General features: G+C 67.1%; 22 protein-coding genes and 1 pseudogene. 12 read left to right on the forward strand and 11 right to left on the reverse strand.

From position 1 onward, the window contains the following. Positions 1–57 precede the first annotated feature (57 nt). Positions 58–972, forward strand: a complete 915-nt coding sequence (locus tag AC06FA_RS14175; protein WP_478068862.1) for a LysR family transcriptional regulator — start codon at positions 58–60, stop codon at positions 970–972. Between the two features lie 100 nt (positions 973–1,072). Continuing rightward, positions 1,073–2,587: a thioredoxin family protein gene (locus tag AC06FA_RS14180; RefSeq protein WP_478068863.1), complete on the forward strand. Its 1,515-nt coding sequence runs from the start codon at positions 1,073–1,075 to the stop codon at positions 2,585–2,587. Positions 2,588–2,696: 109 nt separating this feature from the next. Here the strand turns inward: AC06FA_RS14180 and AC06FA_RS14185 are convergent, their stop codons facing one another. Together AC06FA_RS14185 and AC06FA_RS14190 are read right to left on the reverse strand one after the other, a co-directional pair. After that, positions 2,697–2,927, reverse strand: a complete 231-nt coding sequence (locus AC06FA_RS14185; protein ID WP_478068864.1) for a hypothetical protein — start codon at positions 2,925–2,927, stop codon at positions 2,697–2,699. Continuing rightward, positions 2,924–3,739 carry a YggS family pyridoxal phosphate-dependent enzyme gene (locus AC06FA_RS14190; RefSeq protein ID WP_478068865.1) on the reverse strand — a complete coding sequence of 272 codons (816 nt, stop codon included), beginning with the start codon at positions 3,737–3,739 and terminating at the stop codon, positions 2,924–2,926. Before AC06FA_RS14190 ends, AC06FA_RS14185 begins: the two co-directional genes overlap by 4 nt. A 96-nt stretch (positions 3,740–3,835) precedes the next feature. On the opposite strand from AC06FA_RS14190, the gene ptsJ reads away from it, so the two are divergent. From ptsJ to AC06FA_RS14215, 5 genes and pseudogenes are all read left to right on the forward strand, one after another. Next, positions 3,836–5,143, forward strand: a complete 1,308-nt coding sequence (gene ptsJ / locus AC06FA_RS14195) for a MocR-like B6 salvage transcription factor PtsJ (RefSeq protein ID WP_478068866.1) — start codon at positions 3,836–3,838, stop codon at positions 5,141–5,143. Positions 5,144–5,194: 51 nt separating this feature from the next. Continuing rightward, a pseudogene (locus AC06FA_RS14200) lies at positions 5,195–5,812 on the forward strand (glutamine amidotransferase-related protein); the annotation flags it as partial. Positions 5,813–5,884: 72 nt separating this feature from the next. Beyond that, the gene (locus AC06FA_RS14205) at positions 5,885–6,514 is read left to right on the forward strand and encodes a superoxide dismutase (protein ID WP_478068867.1); all 630 of its coding nucleotides are present in this window, start codon (positions 5,885–5,887) and stop codon (positions 6,512–6,514) included. Continuing rightward, the gene (locus tag AC06FA_RS14210; RefSeq protein WP_478068868.1) at positions 6,511–7,089 is read left to right on the forward strand and encodes a flavin reductase family protein; all 579 of its coding nucleotides are present in this window, start codon (positions 6,511–6,513) and stop codon (positions 7,087–7,089) included. The genes AC06FA_RS14205 and AC06FA_RS14210 overlap by 4 nt, the downstream gene beginning before the upstream one ends. After that, on the forward strand, positions 7,086–7,424 hold the full coding sequence (locus AC06FA_RS14215) for a tetratricopeptide repeat protein (protein WP_478068869.1): 339 nt from the start codon (positions 7,086–7,088) through the stop codon (positions 7,422–7,424). Before AC06FA_RS14210 ends, AC06FA_RS14215 begins: the two co-directional genes overlap by 4 nt. 4 nt (positions 7,425–7,428) lie before the next feature. Here the strand turns inward: AC06FA_RS14215 and AC06FA_RS14220 are convergent, their stop codons facing one another. Together AC06FA_RS14220 and AC06FA_RS14225 are read right to left on the reverse strand one after the other, a co-directional pair. Beyond that, positions 7,429–8,583: a fatty acid desaturase family protein gene (locus AC06FA_RS14220; RefSeq protein WP_478068870.1), complete on the reverse strand. Its 1,155-nt coding sequence runs from the start codon at positions 8,581–8,583 to the stop codon at positions 7,429–7,431. Between the two features lie 12 nt (positions 8,584–8,595). Beyond that, positions 8,596–9,666 carry a ferredoxin reductase gene (locus tag AC06FA_RS14225; RefSeq protein ID WP_478068871.1) on the reverse strand — a complete coding sequence of 357 codons (1,071 nt, stop codon included), beginning with the start codon at positions 9,664–9,666 and terminating at the stop codon, positions 8,596–8,598. 92 nt (positions 9,667–9,758) lie between these two features. Between AC06FA_RS14225 and fabR the strand changes: the two genes are divergently transcribed. After that, the gene (gene fabR, locus AC06FA_RS14230; protein ID WP_478068872.1) at positions 9,759–10,418 is read left to right on the forward strand and encodes an HTH-type transcriptional repressor FabR; all 660 of its coding nucleotides are present in this window, start codon (positions 9,759–9,761) and stop codon (positions 10,416–10,418) included. Between the two features lie 109 nt (positions 10,419–10,527). Here the strand turns inward: fabR and mntR are convergent, their stop codons facing one another. Beyond that, positions 10,528–11,022, reverse strand: a complete 495-nt coding sequence (gene mntR, locus AC06FA_RS14235; RefSeq protein ID WP_478068873.1) for a manganese-binding transcriptional regulator MntR — start codon at positions 11,020–11,022, stop codon at positions 10,528–10,530. A gap of 92 nt (positions 11,023–11,114) precedes the next feature. Here mntR and AC06FA_RS14240 point away from each other — a divergent pair, with 92 nt between their 5' ends. Continuing rightward, entirely contained in the window at positions 11,115–12,446 is a 1,332-nt protein-coding gene (locus AC06FA_RS14240) for an Nramp family divalent metal transporter (protein WP_478068874.1), read from the forward strand. Positions 12,447–12,671: 225 nt separating this feature from the next. Here the strand turns inward: AC06FA_RS14240 and AC06FA_RS14245 are convergent, their stop codons facing one another. From AC06FA_RS14245 to AC06FA_RS14260, 4 genes are all read right to left on the reverse strand, one after another. Further along, positions 12,672–12,998: a thioredoxin family protein gene (locus AC06FA_RS14245; RefSeq protein ID WP_478068875.1), complete on the reverse strand. Its 327-nt coding sequence runs from the start codon at positions 12,996–12,998 to the stop codon at positions 12,672–12,674. After that, positions 12,970–13,449 (reverse strand): flavodoxin, encoded by a 480-nt coding sequence (locus AC06FA_RS14250; RefSeq protein ID WP_478068910.1) that lies wholly within the window; start codon positions 13,447–13,449, stop codon positions 12,970–12,972. Before AC06FA_RS14250 ends, AC06FA_RS14245 begins: the two co-directional genes overlap by 29 nt. 13 nt (positions 13,450–13,462) lie before the next feature. After that, on the reverse strand, positions 13,463–14,503 hold the full coding sequence (locus AC06FA_RS14255) for a ribonucleotide-diphosphate reductase subunit beta (RefSeq protein WP_312709022.1): 1,041 nt from the start codon (positions 14,501–14,503) through the stop codon (positions 13,463–13,465). A gap of 108 nt (positions 14,504–14,611) precedes the next feature. After that, positions 14,612–16,975, reverse strand: coding sequence for a ribonucleoside-diphosphate reductase subunit alpha (locus AC06FA_RS14260; RefSeq protein WP_478068876.1), 2,364 nt, complete (start codon positions 16,973–16,975; stop codon positions 14,612–14,614). Positions 16,976–17,403: 428 nt separating this feature from the next. Here AC06FA_RS14260 and AC06FA_RS14265 point away from each other — a divergent pair, with 428 nt between their 5' ends. Both AC06FA_RS14265 and AC06FA_RS14270 read left to right on the forward strand, forming a co-directional pair. Beyond that, positions 17,404–18,381, forward strand: a complete 978-nt coding sequence (locus AC06FA_RS14265) for a zinc-binding dehydrogenase (protein WP_478068877.1) — start codon at positions 17,404–17,406, stop codon at positions 18,379–18,381. 84 nt (positions 18,382–18,465) lie between these two features. After that, positions 18,466–18,756 carry a hypothetical protein gene (locus AC06FA_RS14270; RefSeq protein WP_478068878.1) on the forward strand — a complete coding sequence of 97 codons (291 nt, stop codon included), beginning with the start codon at positions 18,466–18,468 and terminating at the stop codon, positions 18,754–18,756. 181 nt (positions 18,757–18,937) lie between these two features. Here AC06FA_RS14270 and betT read toward each other — a convergent pair whose 3' ends face one another. Both betT and AC06FA_RS14280 read right to left on the reverse strand, forming a co-directional pair. After that, on the reverse strand, positions 18,938–20,917 hold the full coding sequence (betT, locus tag AC06FA_RS14275) for a choline BCCT transporter BetT (RefSeq protein WP_478068879.1): 1,980 nt from the start codon (positions 20,915–20,917) through the stop codon (positions 18,938–18,940). A gap of 180 nt (positions 20,918–21,097) precedes the next feature. Next, positions 21,098–22,018 (reverse strand): M14 family metallopeptidase, encoded by a 921-nt coding sequence (locus tag AC06FA_RS14280; RefSeq protein ID WP_478068880.1) that lies wholly within the window; start codon positions 22,016–22,018, stop codon positions 21,098–21,100. Positions 22,019–22,149: 131 nt separating this feature from the next. Between AC06FA_RS14280 and AC06FA_RS14285 the strand changes: the two genes are divergently transcribed. Next, positions 22,150–24,228 carry a TonB-dependent receptor family protein gene (locus AC06FA_RS14285; protein ID WP_478068881.1) on the forward strand — a complete coding sequence of 693 codons (2,079 nt, stop codon included), beginning with the start codon at positions 22,150–22,152 and terminating at the stop codon, positions 24,226–24,228. Positions 24,229–24,245 lie beyond the last annotated feature (17 nt).

Here is a 24,245-nt window from a genome sequence, read left to right on the forward strand (position 1 = left end):
CCGGGCGCCATAAATCGCGCGATCCTGATTTGACTGTTTAACCTGGCCAAACAATCAATGGACCGCCTTGATACCCTGCGGGTCTTCCTGCGCGTGGCCGAGCTGGGCTCGTTCACCCGCGCTGCCGACGGCCTGGGCCTGCCCAAGGCCAGCGTATCGCAGGCGATCCAGCGCCTGGAGGCCGAGCTTGGCACCCAGCTTCTGCACCGCACCACCCGCCGCGTGCACCTGACGGCCGACGGCACCCAGCTGCAGCAGCGTGCCCACGACCTGCTGGACGACATGGAAGAACTGCAGGGCCTGTTCCGCCGCCAGACCAGCGAACTGAGCGGGCGCCTGCGCGTGGACATGCCCGGCGGCCTGGCGCGCAACCTGGTGATTCCGCAGCTGCCCAGCTTCCTGGCCCAGCACCCGGCGCTGGAAGTGGAACTGAGCGCGACCGACCGCCGCGTGGACGTGGTGCGCGAAGGCTTCGACTGCGTGCTGCGGGTCGGCAACCTGGACGACAGCAGCCTGGTCGCGCGCCCCCTCGGCCACATGCACATCGTCAACGTGGCCAGCCCGGCCTACCTGGCCGCGCGCGGTGTGCCGCGCGAACTGTCCGACCTGGACCAGCATGCGCTGGTGCATTACGTGGGCACGCTGGGCCAGCGCTCGCCGGGGTTTGAATACTTCGATGGCCAGCAGTACCGCAGCTGGCCGATGCGCGGCGCGCTGACGGTGAACAACGCCGACGGCTACAGCGCCGCCGCACTGGCCGGCCTGGGCATCATCCAGGTACCGGAAATGGGCGCCCGCCAGGCGCTGCGCGAGGGCCGGCTGGTACAGGTGCTGCCCGACTGCGTGGCCGAACCGATGCCGGTGAACCTGGTCTATGCGCAGCGCCGCCACCTGCCCCGCCGCGTGCAGGCCTTCATGCACTGGCTGGCCGGCCTGTTGGCCGACGAACTGCAGGCGGCCCGCACACCCTGACCGGCATATGCCCGCAGGCACGGCCGTCATGCCCAAACTGCATCAACCACGGCCGGCGGCGTTCCTACAATGCGCTATTCCCCTTACGGACCGCCCGCCGATGCGCACCGCCTTTTCCGTACTGCTGCTCGCCTCGGCGCTGAGCGCCTGCTCCCCTGCACAGGCACCGGTTGCTTCGGCCCATGCGGCCAGCGCCGCGCCGGCCAAGGCCATCGCCTGGCGCCAGGGCGACGTGGACGATGCGTTCAATGAGGCGGCGGAGAGTGGCAAGCCGGTGCTGCTGTACTGGGGCGCGGTGTGGTGCCCGCCCTGCAACCAGCTGAAGGCCGGGCTGTTCAAGGATCCGGCCTTCATCGCCCTGACCGGCAAGTTCGTGCCGGTCTACCTGGACGGCGACGAGGAAGGCGCGCAGGCCTGGGGCGAGCGCTTTGGCGTGCGCGGCTATCCCACGCTGATCGTGCTGGACCCGCAGCGCAATGAGATCACCCGGGTGGCCGGCGGCAACGATGCGGCCGAACTGACCCGGGTACTGACCGTGGCCGCCGGCCGTCGCAGTGCCGTGGCAGACACCCTGGCCACTGCATTGGCCACGCCCGCCACGCTGGGCGCTGAGGATTGGCAGGTACTGGGTGACTACGGCTGGGAGGTGGACGCCAACAAGCTGGCCGGCACACGCAGCAGCGAGGACGTGTTGAATGCGCTGGCCACCGCCGCGCCGCAGGCTGCGTTGCAGCGCCGCTTCGCGCTGTTGGCACTGGCCACGGCGGAGACGCCGCGCAGCACGCCGACGGCCACGCGCGAACTGCTGGAGGCCGTGCTGGCCCAGCCCGCCGAGGTGCGCCGCAATCGCGAACTGCTGGGCTACGCCGGTGCCAAGCTGGTGAAACTGGCCAGCGCCGGCCCGGCCACCCAGCAACGCCTGGGCCAGCAGTTGCTGGTGGCGCTGGAGCGGGCCGACGCCGCGCAGGGCAACCGTGCCGACGATGCGCTGTCGCGTGCGCTGACCGAAGTGGCATTGGCCCGCCAGCAGCAGCCCGAAGGCGCGCTGCCGTCCGATCTGGTGGCACAGGTGAAGCAACGCGTGGCCGCCGCCGATGCCGCCGCCAGCGATGCGCATGCACGCCAGGCCACGATCAGCAGCGCGGTGTACGCGCTGCGCCAGATCGGCGATGACGCCGGTGCCGAGGCGCTGCTGCTGGCCGAGATCAAGCGCAGCGAGCAGCCCTACTACTACATGCCCGAACTGGCCGAACTGGCCGAGCAGCGCGGCGACACCGCCGGCGCGCTGGAATGGCTGAAGCGCGCCTACGAAGGCGCGCAGGGCCCGGCCACCCGCGTGCAGTGGGGCGTGCTGTATGTGGAGGGCCTGCTGCGGCTGGCGCCCGAAGACGCGCCGCGCATCGAACAGGCCACCGATGCGCTGATCGCCGAACTGCAGGCGCAACCGTCCGGCTACCACCAGCGCACGCGCCAGCGCTTCGAGCGGCTGGCGGTGCAGTTGAAGGCGTGGAGTGGCAAGCATGAGGGGGCGCAGACGCTGGCCCGTCTGCAGCAGCGCATGCAGCAGGCCTGCGGCGAGCAGCGCGACAGTGCGTGCCGGGATTGGTTGAGCTGAGCGGCGTGTCCACCAAGGTGGACACCTACCGGCGGATTGACCGGTAGCGCCGGGCGATCACGGCGTGTCCACCAAGGTGGACACCTACCGACGGGCAACGGGGCCGTCGTCAGGTCAGGTCGACCGGCCTGAACTGCAGCTCCCGGTAAAGCACCTTGATGCCTTCCGCAGACGCCTCGACCAGTCGCTTTTCGTCGTAGCTCGCCAGCGTCTCGACCCGATAGTCCACGCTCAAGCGGTCCACCAGCTCCCGCAGATCCTCCCGGCGGGTGGACGTTCCCGTTTCAAAGTGCCCGAGCAGGCGATCGTCCCGGTACAGGTTCAGTCGGTACACCGTCATGCCCCGCTCCCCTCGCCATCAGAAGGCCAGTAGTGGGAATCAAGCGTGGCACGAGCGCCGAAAATGGCCTGCCCGACGCGCACGACCGTGGCGCCTTCTTCGATGGCAATCTCGTAGTCGCCCGACATGCCCATGGACAGCTCCTGCAGTGACACACCCGCGATGGCCTCCCGCTGCAGGCGGTCGCGCAGCTGCCTGAGGCGGATGAAGCAAGGGCGCACCTGGTCGGGTTGCGCGGAGAGCATGGCCAAGGTCATCAGGCCCCGCACGCGTAGCGCGCTGTAGGGTGCCAACTGGCGCAGGAATGCATGCACGCTGTCGATGTCCAGCCCGTACTTGCTGGCTTCACCTGACGTGTTGACCTGCACGAAGACATCCAGGCCGCGCCCCTCGGCCTGCAGCCTGCGGTCCAGTGCTTCGGCCAGTTTCAGGCTGTCCAGTGCCTGGAATTCATCGGCGAAGCGGGCGACCACCTTCGCTTTGTTGGTCTGCAGGTGGCCGATGACCGACCACTTCAGCCCCGCCAGGTCCTGGGTCGCTTCCCACTTCGCCACGGCCTCCTGGACCTTGTTCTCGCCCAGCATCCGGCAGCCCGCTGCAAAGGCGCGGCGCACGGTGGCTTCCGGCTTGGTCTTGCTGACCGGCAGCAGCCTGACACTGGCCGCGTCGCGCCCAACGCGCAGGCAGGCCGCGTCGATCCTGGACTGCACCGTGGACAGATTCGCCACGATGTCCTGCACCGAGGTCGCCTCGGGCCACAGACCGTGAAGATCGTGCCGTGTGGCCGTCTGTGGGTTGCCGCCAGTCGTCATTCAATGCCTCACGCGGTGTGGTTGCCGCTTCGCGCCCTGCGCGATGGCATCCGTGTTATTGTCCTAGGCCAATAAGCTATCACGTCCCAGGACATTGTGGAAATCGCAGGCAACTCGGCAGTGGCCATCTTCGAAAGCATTCGCGGCCTGGTCCAGGCCGGTCGCCTGCGAGCGGGGCAGGAGCTGCCGACCGTCCGCGATCTGGCCGCCTTGCTGGGGGTCAACCGCAATACGGTGTCCAGCGCGTACAAGCGCCTGGTCAACGCAGGCGTTGCGACGACCCAGGGCCGCCTGGGCACGACGATTCGTGACCCGATGCGCCTGGGCGAAGCCGAGGGAACCCGACCGGGATGCAGGTTGATGGACCTGGCCGGAGGCAACCCGGATCCCGATTGGCTGCCGGACATCGTGCAGGTGCTTGCTCAACGGCCCAAGCCAGCTGCGCTTTACGGGGCGCCGGCGGTCCATCCCGAGCTGGAAGCACTGGCCATTGCGTGGATGCAGGGCGACTGCCCGCCCGCCTTCCAGATAGACATCACCGGGGGCGCGGTAGACGCCGTGGAGCGGCTGCTGGCCTGCCACCTTGTGCCCGGCGACAAGGTGGTGGTGGAAAACCCCGGCTTTGTCAGCAGCGTGAACACCTTGCGCGTGGCGGGCCTGCAGCCGGCGCCGGTCGGGATGGATGGCAAGGGCATGATCCCGGCGGAGCTGGAGGCGGCACTTGCCCAGGGCGCCCAGGCCGTGATCCTGACGCCACGTGCGCAGAACCCCACCGGATGCGCGCTTGGCGCCAGGCGAGCCGCCGAGATCCGGGGCGTACTGTCCCGCCATCCCAATGTTCTGGTCATCGTTGACGATCACTTTGCCATGCTCGCCACGGACCGCTATTTCAACGTGATTCCGGCCAATGCGCGGCGCTGGGCACTGGTCAGGTCCGTGACCAAGGCGCTGGGGCCGGACCTGAGACTGGCCGTTGTTGCCAGCGACGATCACACCGCCAGCGCACTGCGGCTTCGATTGACCGCCGGTACCCACTGGGTCAGCCACCTGCTGCAGCAGGCGGTGATCGGTTGCCTCACTTCGCCCGCAATCAACGCCCGGATCGCAGGCGCACGCGACCGCTATGCGGAAAGACGCTCCCTGTTGCGGCGCCTCCTGCAGGAGCGCGGGATCGCGACCGCCGCGTCGACCGACGGGCTCAATGTATGGATTCCCATGGAAACAGACAGCCAACCGCTGGTGCTCGAGCTTGCCCGGCACGGCTGGCTGACCCGGGGCGGAGCGTCTTTCGGCGTGCCGTCGCCGTGCCATGGCGTGCGCCTGACGATTTCCTCTCTCGCAGCCGATGATGCGGTGCGTTTTGCCGATGACCTGGCCGCTGCGATGAAACGTCTCGCGCTGTAGCGCGCGCATGCACTCCCCCCCTGCCCCACATTCCGCTCAACCCAGGATGCCCACGACATGCTGGTCGTCATGGGCGGCCCACAATCCCCGGCGACCACCCTCGACCAGTGTCCGCATTTCAACGCCGCGGCAGAGAAAGCCTTGATTTCAGCGTTTGTCGCCGCAGCCAAGCCGGTCGTGGGCGTCTGCCTCGGCGCGCAATTGATCGGCGAAGCCCTGGGTGCTTCCTTCGAGCACAGCCCACACAAGGAAATCGGCACGTTCCCGATCACCCTGACCGCCGCAGGGCGTGCCAACCCCAAATTCGCCCACTTCGGCGACACGCTCGACGTTGGCCATTGGCACAACGACATGCCCGGCCTGACCGCCGATGCCACGGTCATCGCCCGGAGCGAGGGCTGCCCACGGCAGATCGTGCAGTACAGCCCCCTGGTGTATGGCTTCCAGTGCCACATGGAGTTCAACCGCGAGGTTGTTGCGTTGCTGATTGCCGCATCCACGCAGGAGCTGGACGCCTTCCGTTCATCGCGCTTCGTCCAGCAGCCGGCGGAACTGTTGGCGCAGGACTACGAGGGCATGAACAAGATCCTCTTCACGTTCCTCGACAAGCTCGAAGCCGCGTTCGAAGGTAGCGCCGGGCCACGCCCGGCGAGCGCAGCGGATGCTTGACCTCAACCATGGTTGAGGCGCGATAACAGTGCTCCCCCGGCCAGACACCTGGCCCCCACGGAGACTGTTGCAATGCCGTACTCGCTTCCCGCCCTGCCCTACGCCTACGACGCGCTGGAACCGCACTTCGATGCGCGCACCATGGAAATCCACCATGGCAAGCACCACCAGACCTACATCAACAACCTCAATGCCGCCCTGGAACAGGCCGGGCTGCCGGCCACGCCGGTGGAAGACCTGATTGCCGACCTGGAGGCCCTGCCCGAAGCGCTGCGCACACCGGTACGCAACAACGGCGGCGGCCATGCCAACCACAGCCTGTTCTGGTCGGTGCTGAGCCCGGCCGGCGGTGCCCCCGGCGCCGCGTTGGCCGCAGCGATCGAACGCGACCTGGGCGGAATGGATGCGTTCAAGGACGCCTTCAGCAAGGCCGCGCAGACCCGCTTCGGCAGCGGCTGGGCGTGGCTGACCAGCGATGGCAGCGGGCGGTTGCAGATCGAAAGCAGCGCCAACCAGGACAACCCGCTGATGGGCGCGGCCGTGGGCCTGTCCGGCAGCACGCCGATCCTGGCACTGGATGTCTGGGAGCACGCCTATTACCTGCACTACCAGAACCGCCGTCCGGACTACATCGGCGCGTTCTTCCAGATCATCCACTGGGCCGAGGTGGAGCGTCGCTACGCACAGGCGATGCACGCATGAGCGCCGACGGCATGCCCTATGCCGGGCCGTGGGCGGGGGTCTACCCCGCCCCGGCCGTGCAGCCATCGGTCGCGCTGGCACCGCGGGCCCTGCGGCGACTATTGGGCCACTACCCCACCGGGGTGGCCATTGCCACCACCCGCGACGCGCGCGGCAAGCTGCACGGCCTGACCATCAACTCGTTCGTGCCGGTTTCGCTGCAGCCGCCGCTGGTGTCGTGGACCCTGGCACTGCACGCGCACAGCCTGAAGGCGTTCCAGCGTGCACCGCAGTTTGCGATCAGCGTGCTGAGCGCCCAGCAGGTTGCGCTGGCACGCCAGTTCGCCGACCCGCTGGTGCGCGATCGCTTCGAAGGCGTGCCATTGCTGGACGACGAGGACGGCCTGCCGCCGCGCATTGCCGGCGCAGTGGCGCACCTGGTGTGCAGCCGCCACGCGCACTGGCCGGTGGGCGACCACCTGCTGCTGGTGGGTCGCGTGCTGCAGGCCAGCGACGCTGACCAGGCCCCGCTGCTGTTCCACCGCGGGCGTTTTCAATCGGGAACGATGCAGCCTGTGTTCGAGGTCATTCCATGAACGTGCAGGCACTGGAAGCGCTGTTGGCCGCAGGCAAGGACAGCGCGCTGCTGCGCTTCGGCCTGGGCAAAGGCTGGCTGGATGCGGGCGACACCCTGCGGGCGGCCATGCACCTGGGCCGCTGCGTGGCGCTGGACCCGCAGTATTCAGCCGCGTGGAAGCTGCTGGGCAAGGCATGGCTGGCCGGTGGCCAGCCGGGCGCTGCGCGCGCCGCTTGGGAACGTGGGCTGTGCGCGGCCGGCAGCAAGGGCGACCAGCAGGCACAGCGGGAAATGCAGGTGTTCCTGCGCCGCCTGGACCGCGCCGACGGCGCCGCCCAGGTGCAGGCGGGCTGAGCGATCAGCCCGCGTTGGCCGGTGCCGGGCTGGGCGGCGACAGGATGTCGGCCAGCGGCAGGCGCCGCGGCTTGCTGGGGAACGCGTGGCGCAGGATGCGCCAGACCACCTGGCCGAACTGGCGCGGCAGCGAGCCGTTGTTGTAGTGCTGGCCGTAGCGGCGGCAGATGTCCTTCACTTCCTTGGCGATGGTCGCGTAGCGGTTGGCCGGCAGGTCGGGATAGAAATGGTGCTCGATCTGGTGGCTCAGGTTGCCCGACAGCACGTTGATGATGAAACCACCGCTGATGTTGGACGAACCGCGCAGCTGGCGCAGGTACCAGTGGCCGCGCGATTCATTGCGCAGGCATTCCTTGGGGAAGGTTTCCGATTCGGCGGTGAAATGGCCGCAGAAGATGATGACGTAGGTCCAGATGTTGCGCAGGCCGTTGGCCACCAGGTTGCCCAGCATCACCGGCAGGAAGAACGGACCGGCCAGCAGCGGGAAGAACACGTAATCCTTCAGCACCTGGCGCAGCATCTTGCGCGCCACCGGGCGGGTCTGCAGCCACATGGCACGGCTGCTGATGCGGCCCTTGAACCAGCGGCCGAGGCGCAGGTCCTGCGCGGCCACGCCCCACTGGAACAGCAGCGCGAAGATCGGCGCGATGATCGGCTGCAGCAGGTAGAACGGCTTCCAGCGCTGTTCCGGGAAGATGCGCAGCAGGCCGTAGCCGATGTCATCGTCCATGCCACGCACATTGGTGTAGGTGTGGTGGCGGAAATTGTGGGTCTTGCGCCAGTTGTCACCGGTGGCGACGATGTCCCACTCGTAGGTGTTGCCGTTGAGCTTGGGGTCGCCGGTCCAGTCGTACTGGCCGTGCATCACGTTGTGGCCCAGCTCCATGTTTTCCAGGATCTTGGCCAGCGCCAGCAGCAGCGTGCCGGCAATGCAGGCCGGCCACAGCAGCGGCGCCCAGAACAGCGGCGAGAACGCGCCCAGGAACAGCAGGCCACGGCCCAGCACGCCGGACCAGCGCACGGCGGCGGCCACGCGGCGGATGTAGCGGGTGTCGGACGCGCCCAGGCTGCCGATCACACGGTCGCGGATCGCGTCGAGTTCCACACCGAAGGCATCCATCTCGGCGGGACTCAGGGCACGGTCAGTAGCGCGGGTCATGGCAACGGTTCCTCAGAGATCCAAAGTCAGGTCGGTGGTCGGCGCGCTCACGCAGATCCGTACCGGCGCGGCCGGTCCAGACTGGGTGTCGCCGGTGCGCAGGTGGCGGGTACTGCCACTGACGCCTTCGCAGGTACAGGTATTGCAGATGCCCATGCGGCAGCCGTGCTTGGGCTTGATGCCCTGCGCTTCCAGGCTTTCCAGCAGCGAACGGTTACGCGGCACCCTCAACTGGCGGCCACTGCGGGCCAGGGTCAGGGCCACTTCGCCCTCGCTGTCGGCACCGGTGATGGGCGCCGGCGGGGTGAAGGCTTCGGCCTGGAAGCCGGCCACCTGGTGGGCCAGGCGCGCACGCGCGGCGGCGACGAACCCATCCGGGCCACAGGCCAGTACATGGCGCTGGGCCAGCGGGGTGTCATCGCCGGGCACCATCAAGGTATGGCGATCGATGCGCGCAGCCGGGGCATCGCCGTCGCGGGTGGTGAGCAGGTGCACGCGCAGGTTCGGGGTGGCTGCGGCCAGCGCCAGCAGTTCGTCACGGAACTGCTGGGCTGCAGCGGTACGTTCCCAGTAGAACAGGTCCACCGGGGCCGCCAGCGGGCGCTGGCAGGCCTCGCGCAGCAGGCTGCGCATGGGGGTGATGCCGCTGCCGGCGGCCAGCAGCAGGACCGGCGCCGCCGACGGCATGTGGAAGTCGCCGAACGCGGCATCCAGGCGGAACAGATCGCCCGGCCGCGCGTGCTGCAGCAGATGCTGGCTGACCACGCCGCCTTCCACGCCCTTGACCGTGATGGCCAGCTCGCGGCGCCCGATCATGGTCGGGCTGTAGCTGCGGCGCAGGATGCGGCCGCCCAGCTCCACGCCCAGAGTGACGTGCTGGCCGGCGCGCATGCCCTTCCAGTGCCGGTTGCAGCGCAGCACCAGAGTGCTGGCGCCCTCGCCGGCCGGTTCACGCCGGACCAGGCGGGCCAGCGGCTCGCGCAGGGTCCACAGCGGATTCAGCTGGCCGGCCCAGAAATCGAACAGCGACGGCGACAGCCAGCGGTACGGGGAGAACAGGGACGGACGGATGACAGCGCTCATGGGGCCACTATACGGGCGCACATACACCTGTGTATACATGTGTATATTGAACCGGATTGGGTATGATTCAGCCTTGTCCCCCCGGAAGTCCCATGGCCGCTGCCACCGCCCTGACGCCGCCCGAAGATGCCAACAGCCCGGCCCGCCGCACGGTGAGCCGCGAGGACCTGCTGGCCGCCGCGCTGAAACTGATCGGCCCGCACCGCAGCCTGTCCACGCTCAGCCTGCGCGAAGTGGCGCGCGAAGCCGGCATCGCGCCCAACAGCTTCTACCGCCAGTTCCGCGACATGGACGAACTGGCCGTGGCGCTGATCGATGTGGCCGGGCGCTCGCTGCGCACCATCATCGGTGAGGCCCGCCAGCGCGCCACCTCCACCGCCACCAGTGTGGTGCGGGTGTCGGTGGAAACGTTCATGGAGCAGCTGCGCGCCGACGACAAGCTGCTGCACGTGCTGCTGCGCGAAGGCGCGGTGGGGTCGGACGATTTCAAGCACGCGGTGGAACGCGAGCTGCACTACTTCGAAGAAGAGCTGCAGCACGACCTGGTGCGCCTGGCCGCGCTGGACGGCGCCAAGCTGTACAAGCCGGAACTGGTAGCCACCGCCATCACCCGGCTGGTGTTCGCCATGGGCGCCACTGCCATGGACCTGCCGCCGGAAAAAGACCCGGAACTGATCGAACAGATTTCCACGATGATCCGCATGATCATCGTCGGCGCCCGCAGCCCAGCCGCATTCCGTCGCGGCCGGTAAGTGCCGGGGTCGGATCCGTTTCCGCAGGAAACGGCTCTGACCCCTTGCGGTGCATACCGGGGTCAGAGCCCGTTGCGGGGCAACGGGATCCGACCCCGCTAGATCGCTGTCAGGCGGCCCCGCCTTCGGCCTTGCGCACGAAGGCTTCGAACAGCGCCAGGGTCTGTTCGCTCACATGGTGTTCGATGCCCTCGGCATCACGCCGCGCCGTATCCGGGTCGACACCCAGCGCCAGCAGGAAGCGCTCCACGGTCTGGTGCCGCTGGCGACTGGCATGGGCCAGCGCCTCGCCCTCCGGGGTCAGGAACACGCCACGGTAGGGCCGCTGTACCACCCAGCCATCACGGGCAAGCCGGCGCAGCATCTTGGCCACGGTGGGCTGGGCCACGCCCAGGCGTGTGGCAATGTCGACCTGGCGGGCTTCACCGCCGTCGGCCAGCAGGTCGGAGATCAGCTCGACATAGTCTTCCACCAGCTCCATCCGGTGCGCCTCGCGCACCTGGCGGAAGCTCTCGACCTGGCGCTCGGCCTCGATCAAGGGGGTGGCTTTTGCCGTTGTCGGATCGTCCTTCCTGCGCACGCGTCTGCCCACCCTTCCAGTCATGCCTGTATTCGAAGCTGAATTCTGGACCAGTGACACGGTAAAGACGATTGTTTCACATTGCTAATCGATATAGCAGTGGCTATATTGCACCCATGAGCACTGTCGCGCAAACCGACTCCCCGGCCGCCCCTGCGGCCAGCCTGGGCGCGCTCAACGCGTCAGTGGCCGTCCCCGACAAGGGCCATTGGTGGTTCCGCCTGCTGGCCTTCATCGGCCCCGGCTACATGGTGTCGGTCGGCTACATGGACCCAGGCAACTGGGCCACCGACCTGGCTGGCGGCTCGCGCTTCGGCTACCTGCTGCTGTCGGTCATCCTGATCTCGAACCTGATGGCGGTGATCCTGCAGGCGCTGTCGGCGCGGTTGGGCATCGCCACCGGCATGGACCTGGCCCAGGCCTGCCGCGCGCGCTATCCCAAGCCGGTGAACCTGGCGCTGTGGGCGCTGTGCGAGGCGGCGATCATCGCCTGCGACCTGGCCGAAGTGATCGGCACCGCCATCGCCCTGAAGCTGCTGTTCGATCTGCCGCTGCTGTGGGGTGCGGTGATCACCGCGCTGGACACGCTGCTGGTGCTGCTGCTGATGAACCGGGGCTTCCGTGCACTGGAAGCGTTCGTGATCGCCCTGCTGATGATCATCTTCGGCTGCTTCCTGGTGCAGATCGCACTGGCCGCGCCACCGGTGATGGAAGTGCTGGGCGGCTTCATTCCGCGCGCCCAGGTAGTGACCGATCCGCACGCGCTGTACATCGCCATCGGCATCATCGGCGCCACCGTGATGCCGCACAACCTGTACCTGCACTCGTCCATCGTGCAGACCCGTGCCTACCCGCGCACCGATGAAGGACGCCGCAGCGCGCTGCGCTGGGCGGTGACCGACAGCACCATCGCGCTGACCCTGGCGCTGTTCATCAACGCCAGCATCCTGATCCTGGCCGCAGCGGTGTTCCACGCCAATGGCCGCCTGGATGTGGAAGACATCGAACAGGCGCACCAGTTGCTGGCACCGATGCTGGGCGTGGGCCTGGCATCGACCCTGTTTGCCGTGGCCCTGCTCGCCTCGGGGCTGAATTCCACGGTGACCGCCACCTTGGCCGGGCAGATCGTGATGGAAGGCTTCCTGCGCCTGCGCCTGCCGCCCTGGCTGCGGCGGCTGATCACCCGACTGCTGGCGATCATTCCGGTGGTGGTGGTGATCGTGCTGTTTGGCGACCAGGGCGCGGTGAAACTGCTGGTGCTGAGCCAGGTGGTGCTGTCGATGCAGCTGCCGTTCGCCATCATCCCGCTGGTGCGGCTGGTGACCGACAAGGCCACGATGGGCGCGCTGGTGGCGCCGCGCTGGCTGGGCAGCACCGCGTGGGTGATTGCGCTGCTGATCGTGGGTTTGAACGTGAAGCTGCTGCTGGACACCTTCGCCGGCGGGTGATGCACCTGTAGAGTCGAGCCATGCTCGACTCATCGGGCATCGCGCGAAAGGCAGTCGAGCATGGCTCGACTCTACAGAAAGCGGGTGCGCCCGTTGCGACCCCGGTAGATCCACGCCATGCGTGGATGCCCCTGTAGAGTCGAGCCATGCTCGACTCATCGGCCATCGCGCGAAAGGCAGTCGAGCATGGCTCGACTCTACAAAAGCGGGGCGCCCATTTCGGGGTTACAGATGCTGTGCGATCGCCGCTTCAATCTGCTGCGGTGACTGGAAACCGGGCAGCCGCACGCGCTCGTCACCATCACGGAACAACGAAAGCGTGGGCGTCTGCCGCAGCCCCAACTGCCGGAAGAACGCCTCACCCACCGCTTCCAGCTGCACCCGCAACAGGGTGGTGCCCTGCCCGGCCGCGCTGGTGGCCACCCGATGCAGCGACATGTCCAGCATGCGGCAGCCAGGGCAGTCGTCCTTGTGGAAATCCACCAGCACGCGCGGATGCTCGGCCAGCAACTGCTGGAACTGCTCAGGCGTGGTGGCGTTGATGATCTGCATCGTTCGTACTCCAGTAATGCGCCAGGACCGCAGCGGTCCATTCGGCGATGGCAGCGGCATGGCGTTGGCCATGCGGCATCTGTTCAATCCGCAGTGGCGGATAGGTGCTGTGGAAGTAGCGGATCAAGCGCTGCACGGCGCCGCAGTAGTACTCCTGCCCCCACTGCGTCTCACCGGTGCCGAACACCGCCACCTGCGGCGGCCGTTGCCCGCGCTCAGCGGTAGCGGCGATCCACGCCTTCATCTCCGAGGGCGTACGCCCGGCGTTGTCGGTCCAGCTGCCCAGCAGCACCAGATCGGCCTGGTCTGCAGCCAGTGCTTCCGACGGGTCCGCGGCATCGGCCTCCTGCCAATACACCACGTGCCCAGCGGCGCGGCAGTGGCCGGCAATCATCCGCCCCAGTTCACGCGTGTTGCCGCTGAGCGAGGCCACCACGATCAGGATGCGCAGCGTGCCGCGCGGCTCACAGATCGTCGAAGCCGTTGTCGACGTTGGTCTTCTTGTAACTTGCATTGCGCATCTCGAAGAAGTCGGTCTTGGTTTCGGTGAAGTTGTCCGCGTAGGCCTTGATCCAGGGCATCACGTTGTCGGTGGTATCGCTGTACAGCCGTTCGATGCCCAGCATGCCGGCCATCTTGTTGGCCCGGTACTTCACGTAGCGCACCATTTCGTCCACGTCGATGCCGTCGATGCCATCAAGCACCTCGCTGGACCATTGGGTTTCCAGCTCGATGGCGTGCTGGAACGCCCCGTGCACGTAGTCGCTCAGCTGCTGGGTCTGCAGTTCCGGGTTCTCGCCGATGATGGCGCGGATCAGTTCGCTGATGAATTTGGTGTGGGCCAGTTCGTCGCGGTTGATGAAACTGATGATCTTACCGGTGCCGTTCATCCGGTTCTGCCGCACCATGTTGTAGAAGTACGCGAACCCGGAATAGAAGTTGATGCCCTCCAGGATCGACGACTGGATGAGGGATTTCAGCAGGGTCTCGGCGGTCTTCTCGCGCATGAAATCGTCATACGCGCCCATGATCGGTGCGTTGCGCTTGATGATGGTCGGGTGGGTACGGGCGATCTCGAAGATGCGGTTCTGGTTGGGCAGGTCGGTGATCGAGGCCAGCACATAGCTGTAGCTCTCGTTGTGGATCACTTCCTGCTGGCCGATGATGGCCGCATTGGCATGCGCGGCCGGGTCGGTGATGTACTCGGCCACGTTGTAGATGAAGCGCGTCTGCGGGGAATCCAGCGTGGCCAGCAGGCCGATGATCGAGTCGTAGGCGTTCTTCTCGCGCCCGGACAGTTCGCCGTACTGGCGCGCGTCCAGCTTCATGTCCACCTCGTCGGGAATCCAGAAGTTGGTGGAGAGCTCCTTGTAGGCGCGATAGAACGACGGGTACGGAATGTCGTTCCAGTTCAGGATGCCGCTGGTTCGCCCGTTGATGATGCCGGTGCTGCGGTTGGGGTGGCGGGGTTCGAGGATCTTGATGCGGTCGAGCGGGGTTGCCATGGTCGTTCCTGCAAAGGTAGCGCCGGGCCATGCCCGGCGGAATGTGCGATGGCCGCGCGATGCGCTGGCCGGGCATGGCCCGGCGCTACCGCGGCTGAAGCCCGCCGGTCAGCTGGAGCACCACTCGCATTCGCTGACATCGATATCGTTGGAGCGCACGTAGTAGGTGGTCTTCAGGCCCTGGCGCCACGCGCTCAGATGCAGTTCCAGCAGGGTGCTGGCGCGGATGCTGCTGGGCACGTACAGGTTGAAGCTGATGGCCTGGTCCACGTGACGCTGGCGGCGCGCGTTCTGCCGCACGCTGGCGAACTGGTCTACCTTGTAGGCGCCCTTTTCGTAGTACGGCCAGGTGTCCAGTGACAGCCCCGGCGCGGCCACCGGCCGGCGGTAGTCCTTCTTCTCTTCGTAGTAGAACGCGCTGTAGATCGGGTCGATCGACGCGGTGGAGCCGGCAATCTGCGCGGTGCTCATGTTCGGCGCAACGGCCAGCAGCCAGCCGTTGCGCAGGCCCTGCGTGGCCACGGTCTGCGCCAGCGCTTCCCAGCCTTCGCCGGCGTACTGGCGGTCACGGAAGTAGCGACCGGTCTGCCAGTCGCTGCCGGCGAACATCGGGTAGCTGCCCTTCTCCTGCGCCAGCGCGGCGCTGGCCTGGATGGTGAGGAAGTTGATGCGCTCGAACAGGCTGTCCGACAGCGCCTCGGCCTGCGGCGATTCCCAGTGCACGCCCTGCTGCGCCAGCAGGTGGTGCCAGCCGAAGGTACCCAGGCCGATCGCCCGGTACTTGCGGTTGGTGATGGTGGCCTGCGGCACCGGCAGGGCATTCAGGTCGATCACGTTGTCCAGCATGCGCACCTGGATCGGAATCAATCGCTCCAGCACGTCACTGGCCAACAGATCGTCCGGCGCAGTGATCGCCCGGCCCAGGTTGATGGAGGACAGGTTGCAGACCACGAAATCCCCTGCCCTGCGCGTGGTCACGATCTGGTCACCGCTGACGATCTCCTGGATCATCCGCGTCGGGCTCATGTTCTGCAGGATCTCGGTGCACAGGTTGCTGGAATAGACCATGCCCGCATGCTTGTTGGGATTCTTCCGGTTCACCTCATCGCGGTAGAACAGGAACGGATTGCCGGTCTCCAGCTGGCTGAGCATGATGCGCTTGAACAGATCGATGGCCTTCACGGTGCGCCGGCTGATGCGTTCGTCGGCCACCAGCTCGGCATAGCGGTCGCGGAAACTGCCCTGCCCGCGCTGCTCGTCGTAGAAATCCTGCAGGTACCAGCCCTTGGCGCTCTTCACCTCATGCGGGTCGAACAGGTACCAGTCGGCGCGGCGCTCCACCGCTTCCATGAACAGATCCGGCACACACACGGCGGTGAACACATCATGCGCGCGCAGGCGCTGGTCGCCATTGTTCAGGCGCAGGTCCAGGAAGGCTTCGATATCGCGATGCCAGATATCCAGGTAGACCGCCACCGCGCCCTTGCGCTGGCCCAGCTGGTCCACCGACACGGCCGTGTTGTTGAGCTGTTTGATCCACGGCACCACGCCACCGGATGAATTGGGCACGCCACGGATCGGCGCGCCGCTGCTGCGCACGTAGCCCAGGTATGCACCCACACCGCCGCCATGCTTGGAAACACGCGCGATATCGGTATTGGAGTCATAGATGCCCTGCAGGCTGTCATCCACCGTATCGATGAAGCAGCTGGAGAGCTGGCCACCGACCTTGCCGGCGTTGGCCAGGGTGGGCGTGGCCACGGTCATGTACAGGTTGGACAGCGCCCAGTAGGCCTCGCCCACCAGCTGCATGCGCCGTTCGCGGGGCTTTTCGTCCTGCATCAGGTACAGCGCAATGGTCAGCCAGCGCTCCTGCGGCAGTTCGTACACCTCGCGCGTGCGATCGCTGGCCAGGTAGCGCGTGGCCAGCAGATACAGGCCGTTGTAAGCGAACAGGCGATCGCGCTCCGGATCGATCATCTGCCCGGCCTGCTGCAGTTCTTCCTTCGAATAGCAGCGCAGCACATCGTTGCTGTACACACCGCGGTCGGCCAGGCTTTCCTGCAGGCCGACGAAGGACCCGTACTTCAGCGCTACATCGTAGAAGCGGTTGCGGCTGGCGCGCTTGTACAGGCGGCGCAGGTACAGGCGGGCGGCGAACTGCTCCCATTCCGGTGCGGTCAGGTCCACGCGCGATTCCGCCTCGCGGATCAGCAGATCGACCAGGTCGTCTGCGCTGATGCTGGGCTTGCGCTCGACCATGGCCTGTACCACGCGACGATAATCGGCCACGTCCAGATGCGGGAACTCGGCGTGGATGCTGTCGATGCTGCGCTGCAGGCGCTCGGCGTCGAACGGCAGGCGACGGTTACCGGCTTCCTTGCTGATCCAGGTCGGTACGCGCTCGCCGCCTGCAAACAAGGCTTCGCCGGCGCCGGCCAGATCGGCCGTGCGGTAGGTTGTGTCGTTCATGGTGGTGCGTCTCCAGGCCGGCACGCTTGCAACGTGCAGCGCCGTGGCGGCCCAGCACGCGATACCGGCGTACGGGGCTGTCGGTTGGGGATGCCAGGGCGCGGGAACACCAGATCGTCGGCATGTGCCTGCGCCTGCGGCCGGTATCCGGACCGTGGGGGCGACCTGGGTCCGCACGAAGGCGGCCGCGTCGACACGGCAAGCCTTCAGGGGCGGGCCGCGGGACGTCTGTTGCATCGTCCGGCGGCGGCGGCTGACCGGGAGTGACGGCCACAACATAGTGGGGATATGGAAGATCGTCAACACAAGATGCGGTAATCACATCGTGTCGCGACGAATGGTCGCAGGATACGGTGTTGCACCCATCAACGCTTGTTGCACGAGGCGTTGACCCCACATCAGATTCCTCTTTCCACAGGACCTTCCCCATGCGCGCAGCCCTGCATTCTTCCTTCGGCGATCCGGCCACCGTCCTGGCCGCCGGTGACGCCGACCTGCCGGTTCCCGGCCCTGGTGAGGTGCGCATCCGCACCGTGCTGGCGCCGATCCACAACCACGATCTGTGGACGGTGCGCGGCCAGTACGGCTACAAGCCGACGCTGCCGGCCGTTGGTGGCAGCGAAGGGCTGGGCACCATCGACGCGCTGGGTGACGGCGTGCAAGGGCTGCAGATCGGCCAGCGCGTGGCCGCCGCGTCGGTGCACGGCACCTGGGCCGAAGCGTTCATCGCCCCGGCGCGCATGGTCATTCCGATGCCCGAGGCCATCGCCGATGAAACCGCCGCGCAGTTGATCGCCATGCCGTTGAGTGCGCTGATGCTGCTGGAGTACCTGCAGGTGGAGCCTGGCCAGTGGATCGTGCAGAACACTGCCAATGGCGCGGTGGGCAAGACCCTGGCGATGCTGGCGGCGGCGCGCGGCGTGCCTGTCGTCAATCTGGTGCGGCGCGATGCCGGCGTGCAGGAGATGGCCGCGCTGGGCATCGCCCATGTGTTTTCCACCGCCAGCGATGGCTGGAAGGACGCCGCGCGCGCGGTGCTGGGCGACGCCGGCGCGACCGCGGCGGTGGATTCGGTGGGTGGCACAGCGGCCGGCGATCTGGTCGGCCTGCTCGGTGGCGGCGGCACCCTGGTGTCGTTCGGCTCGATGACGGGCGAGCCGATGCAGATCTCCTCCGGCGATGTGATCTTCAAGCAGGCCACGGTGAAGGGCTTCTGGGGCAGCAAGGTCAGCCAGGCGATGGCGGTGGAAGACAAGCGCCGGCTGGTGGGCGAGCTGCTGCAGCGCGCGGCCAGCGGCGAACTGAAGCTGCCGGTGGAAGGTGTCTTCGCGCTGGACGACGTGGCCGCCGCGGTGGACGCCAGCGGCAAGCCCGGGCGCGTGGGCAAGGTGTTGCTGCGGCCTTGAGCCCTTCGCAGAGTGGCGGCGCTATGTACCGGCGCCGCCTGCGTGGATAATGGCGCCCGTGCATGTATTGATGGAGGGCGTGCATTGAGCCTTTTGATCGGCCGGGGCGTAATGCTGGATACATTTCTCGGGCTCAAGCAGCCTGACGACAGCGTTCGGGCCTCCGAGAACTATTGGGCACTGATCGGCACTGTGGGCACCGTCATCCAGGATGAGACCCACTCGTCCATGCCTCCGCATCCGCGCGGTGAGCGTGTGCTGGTCAGGTATCCGGTAAGCATCAGCAAGATGGGGCTGGCGTGTCACAACGAAGCCCCGGACAGTCTGTGGCTGTTTGTGTCTGACCTCGTGGTTGTTTCCGGCGCAGCCCCGTAGAGTCGAGCTTGCTCGACTGCCGTTGGGAAAAGCAGTCGAGCAAGCTCGACTCTACCCAGCATCATGCACCGCGCTAGCGCCGAGCCATGCCCAGCATTCATGCATCACCGGTCCCGGTGTGCCGTGCCCGGCGTTCGCCTCCATCATCGGTAGCGCCGGGCCATGCCCGGCGCGCCCTCCATCACCGGCTCAAGTGCAGGAACTGCAGGTGCCGTTCGTACTGGCTGATGATGTCGTTGATGATCTGCTTGCGGCTGTATCCCACCAGGTCGTAATCCTGGCTGCCTTCAAACAGATGCACTTCGGCCCGGTAATAGCGCTGGTTGCGCAGCTGCTGGGCGGCGAACGATGGCGTCAGGTAGCCGCTGAGAATCACCCGGTACAGGAAATCCTGCTGCTCGCCGTGGTTCACCGACAACTCCATGTCGCCGGCCTCGAAGCGCGTGCTGACCTCCCAGCCCTGCCCGCTCAACTGTTCGGCCACCGCTTCCATCGCCGGCTTCACCGTGTCGTCCATGAAGCGGTACACCTGGTCGCGCACCGGGAAGTGCATGGCCTGGCTCAGGCGCTGCCGCCAGCCCTGGTGATGGCGGTCATCGCCGATCAGCGGCGATGGACGGAACTGCTGCGCACGCTCGCGGTGTGATTCGTCACTGAAGGCGCGGGTCAGCCCCCACATCATCAACAGCAGCACGGCCGAGAACGGCAACGAGGCCAGCACCACCGCAGACTTCAATGCATCGATGCTGCCAGCCAGCAGCAGGCCGGCGGTCAGCACGGCGATCACCGTGCCCCAGAACACGCGCAACCAGCGCGGGCCGTCGTCTTCCGGCGCGCCGCCATGCGAAGACAGCGTGGACAACACCACCGCCCCGGAATCAGCCGAGGTCACGAAGAAGATGAAGCTGACCAGCACGGTCACCGCGATCACCACGCGGCTCCACGGGTAGCCGTCCAGCAGTGCGTACAGCACCGTGGGCGGATCATCCACCGCCAACTGCGCCAGTTGCTGCTGGCCGTGGTGCAGCACCTGGTCCAGCGCACTGTTGCCGAAGATCGACAGCCACGCCAAGGTGAACCCCAGCGGGATCAACAGCACACCGAACACGAACTCACGGATGGTGCGCCCGCGCGAGATGCGCGCGATGAACAGGCCCACGAACGGCGCCCAGCCGATCCACCACGCCCAGTAGAACACCGTCCAGCCGCTCAGCCACTGCGGCCGCCCACCGTAGGCGTAGACGTCGAAACTCTTGCCGACCACGCTGCCCAGGTAGTCGCCCAGGTTCTGCATCAGCGTGCTCAGCAGATACTGCGTGGGTCCGGCGCACAGCATGAACAGCACCAGCGCGATGGCCAGCAGCATGTTGATGTTGGCCATCCAGCGCACGCCCTTTTCCACCCCGGACACGGCCACCACCACCGCCGCGCCCATCATCGCCACCACCAGCAGGATCTGCACCAGGTTGGAATGCGGCACGTTGAACAGATGGGTCAGGCCGGCGTTGAGGTGCAGCACGCCGAAGCCCATGTCGGCACCGATGCCGAACACGGTCGCCACGATCCCCAGCGCATCCACGGTATAGCCGATGGGGCCGTTGATACGCTTGCCGATCAGCGGGTACAGCGCCGAGCGCAGCGCCAGCGGCAGGTTGTGGCGATAGGCGAAATAGGCCATCGCCATGGCCGCCAGTGCGAATACGCCCCAGCCGTGCAGGCCCCAATGCAGGAACAGCAGCTGCATGGCCTGGCGCGCACCGGCCTCGCCGGCGGCGGCATCGCCCTGCGGCGGCTGCAGGTAGTGGGTCAGCGGTTCGGAAACGCAGAAGAAGAACAGGGTGATGCTGATGCCGGCGGCAAACAGCATGCCGGCCCAGGACAGATAACTGAACTCGGGTTCGTCATGGTCGGCGCCCAGCTTGATGCCGCCATAGCGGGACAGCGCCACCCCGACCACGAACACCAGGTACAGGGTCATGGCCAGCAGGTAGTACCAGCCCACATTGAGCGCGGCCCAGTCCTGGGCCTTTACCAGCAGACGGCCGGCGCCCAGCGGGAACAGGCTGACGAACAGCGCGAACGCCACGACAACGATCGCCGCGAAGGCGAACACAGGCCGTAGGGTGCGCACCGGGGAAGGTTGCGGCTCCAGTGCTTCCATGGGGCGGCGGTCTCCGGTCGATCAAAGAATGAGCCGGCCGAGTCTGGCTGAACCGCAGTGGACGCCACATGAAGTGCCCCCGCGCGATGACAGCGGGGGGACAGGCCGGCCGTGCTATCGCGCGCGCGGCTCAGCCCAGCTACCAGTAGATCCACGCCACGCGTGGATGACCACCCCGCATCAACGATGCGCCAGGGCGTACTCCAGCGCCGAACACACCGCCGCCACCTGCGCATCGTTGCACTGCTGCGGCGTAGCGCGCGGGCTGTCGGGGTAGACCTCGGTGGTGGTGGTGTACTTCGCGCCGGTGATGCCCGCGCACAGGCCCAGCTTCACCAGCGGGTATTCGATCACCCCGTGCGCCACCACCGGCGAACCGATGATCTCGCCCTTGTCGTCGGCCGGGGCGATGTGGGTCACCTGCTCCACCGCGGCGATCACCGCCTGCTGGAACGCCGGCTGCGGGTTCTCGCTGTCATCCACCAGGTAGAAACCATCGGGAATCAGGCCCGGTTCGAACGGCTTGCCATCGCGCGCGGCCAGCGCCGGACGGAACTCGCTCTCATCGCTGTCGGTGGTTTCGTGCAGGTCGATGTGCAGCGCGAACTGGCCCTTGTACGGGGCGATCAGCTCGATCAGCGCGGTCGATTCCCGCGCCGGGCCATCGCTGCGGAAGTTGCGGTTCGGATCGATCGCATCATGGTTCCAGCGGTTGATGCGCTCGTAGCCCCACGGGTTCACGCACGGCGCCACCAGCACGTTGGCCTGCCCCGCGTAACGCGCCGCGTGGTCTTCCACGAACTGCAGCGCCCCCATCACCCCGCTGGTCTCGTAGCCGTGCACGCCGCCGGTAACCAGCACGGCCGGCAGCGCCGGGTTCCAGTCGCGGCTGCGCAGGGCGAACAGCGTGTAGGTCTCGCCTGCGTAGTCGAGCTGACCATAGGCCACCGTGTCGAAGCGACCGGCCAGCGCCTCGATGCGCGGCAGCACGTCCTGGTCGTAGCGGCGCAGACGCTGCTGGCGGCCCCGCCACTGTTCACGCTCGGCCTCACCCCACGGCTGGCCAGGGGTTCCGACGGGGTAGAAGGCGGCGTTGGACATGGAATTCTCGCGGTATCAGGAAGCAGCCCAGCACTTTAGCACCGGGGGCCGGGCCCTGAGTGGGCGGCCGATTCCCTTCCTGCAACCAATCAGCAATAATTCTCATTTACCACCCTTCCCGACCTGCCCCGATGCCTACCCGTACCCTGCGCCCCGGCGCGCGCCTGCCGCTGGCCGCCGCCCTTGCCCTGTGCCTGTCCGCCACCGCCCAGGCGCAGGACACTGCCACCACGCTGGACAGCATCCAGATCTCGGGCAGCTGGCTGGGCACCGGCCTGCACGACAGCGTCAAGAGCTTCGCCGGCGCCCGCACCGTGGTCGACCGCCAGAGCATCGACGCCAGCGGCGCGGCCAGCATCGGCGATGCCATGCGCCGCATCCCCGGCGTGCAGGTGACCGACAACTCGGGCACCGCCGGCAGCTCGATCTCGCTGAACATCGGTGTGCGCGGCCTGACCGGTCGCTACTCGCCGCGCTCCACCGTGCTGCTGGACGGTGTACCGCTGGCGGTGGCGCCCTACGGCCAGCCGCAGCTCTCCTTTGCCCCCACCAGCCTGTCCAACATCGAATCGATCGACGTGGTGCGTGGCGGCGGCGCGGTGCGCTACGGGCCGCAGAACGTGGGCGGCATCATCAACTTCAGCACCCGCGCCATTCCCACCGAGGCCGGCCTGCACGGCGAGGCCGGCGTGCGCTACAGCGCCAACGACCACGGCGGTGGCGACAGCACGCAGTACAACGCCTTCCTGGGTGGTACGGCGGACAACGGCCTGGGCATGGCCCTGCTGTATTCCGGCCAGGATGGCCGTGGCTGGCGCCAGGGCAGCGACGACCGTTTCGACGATCTGGCGCTGAAGTTCGCCTATGCGCTGGACGCGCGCCAGGAGCTGCGCGCGAAGCTGTCGTATTACAACGTGCGCTCGCTCACCCCCGGTGGCCTGACCCGCGCCCAGTACGAATCGGACCCGTTCCAGAACACCCGCCCGACCGATTTCTGGAAGGGCCACCGCGCCGGCATCGACCTGGGCTACACCAATACGCTGTCCGACAGCAGCGAATTCGAAGTGCTGGCGTATTACAACGAAAGCAACCGCGCCAGCGCGCTCATCAACGCGGCCAACACGCAGATCACCGTGCAGCCGCGCGATTACCGCGTGCTGGGCATCGAACCGCGCTACACCCAGCGCCTGCACTGGGGCAGCACCGTGCATGACGTCACCGCCGGCTACCGCTTCCTGCGCGAGCGTGGCAACGACCGCAGCTACACCATCACCCGCCGCACCGGCGCGGAAAGTGCCACCACCCGCTTCAACAACGCCACCGACGCGCATTCGTTCTACATCGACGACCGCATCGCCGTGGGCCAGTGGCGCATCACCCCGGGCGTGCGCATGGAGTGGATCGACATGGACCGCCGCCAGGCCGGTGGCACCGCCACGTTCAGCAGCCGCAACGACAAGGCGCTGCCGTCGCTGAACATCGCCTACCTGCTGACCCCGCAGCTGACCGTGTTCGGCAACTACACCACCTCCTTCGGGCCGGTGCAGAACATCCAGCTCAATTCGCAGACCGCCAGCAACCCGCTGAACCCGGAAGTGGCCAAGACCACCGAACTGGGTGCGCGCTGGCAGGATGGCGCGCTGCGCGCGGAAGTGACCGTGTTCAAGATGCGCTTCGACAACCAGATCCTGCAGGTGCCGGGCATCACCCCGGCCACCTTCCAGAACATCGGCGCCACCGACCACAAGGGCGTGGAAAGCGCGCTGGCCTACCAGTTCGCCGAGGACAGCGCACTGGCCGGCCTGGAGCTGTACGCGAACTACACCTGGACCAAGGCAATCCAGCAGTCCGGTGACAACCGCGGCCTGGACGTGCCGTTCTATTCGCGCGACACCGACAGCGTGGGCGCCCGCTATGCGCTGGCCGCCTGGACCTTCAACCTGTCCAGCACCCACCAGAGCGGCCAGTTCTCTGACGCCGCCAACACCTGGGCCGAGAGCGCCGATGCGCGCGTGGGCCGCGTGCCCGGCGTGCGCCTGTGGAACGCGCAGGTGGCCTGGCAGGTGCCGGGGCTGGGCGACAGCGAGATCGCCGTGGGCGTGAACAACCTGGCCGACAAGCGCTGGTACACCCGCAACGTGGACGGCAATGCCGGGCGCATGGTCGCCGCGCCGCGTACGTTCTACGTGCAGGGCCGCTACCGCTTCTGAGCGCGTAGCCGCCTGAT

This window comes from Stenotrophomonas sp. Steno-C17 (assembly GCF_056393165.1).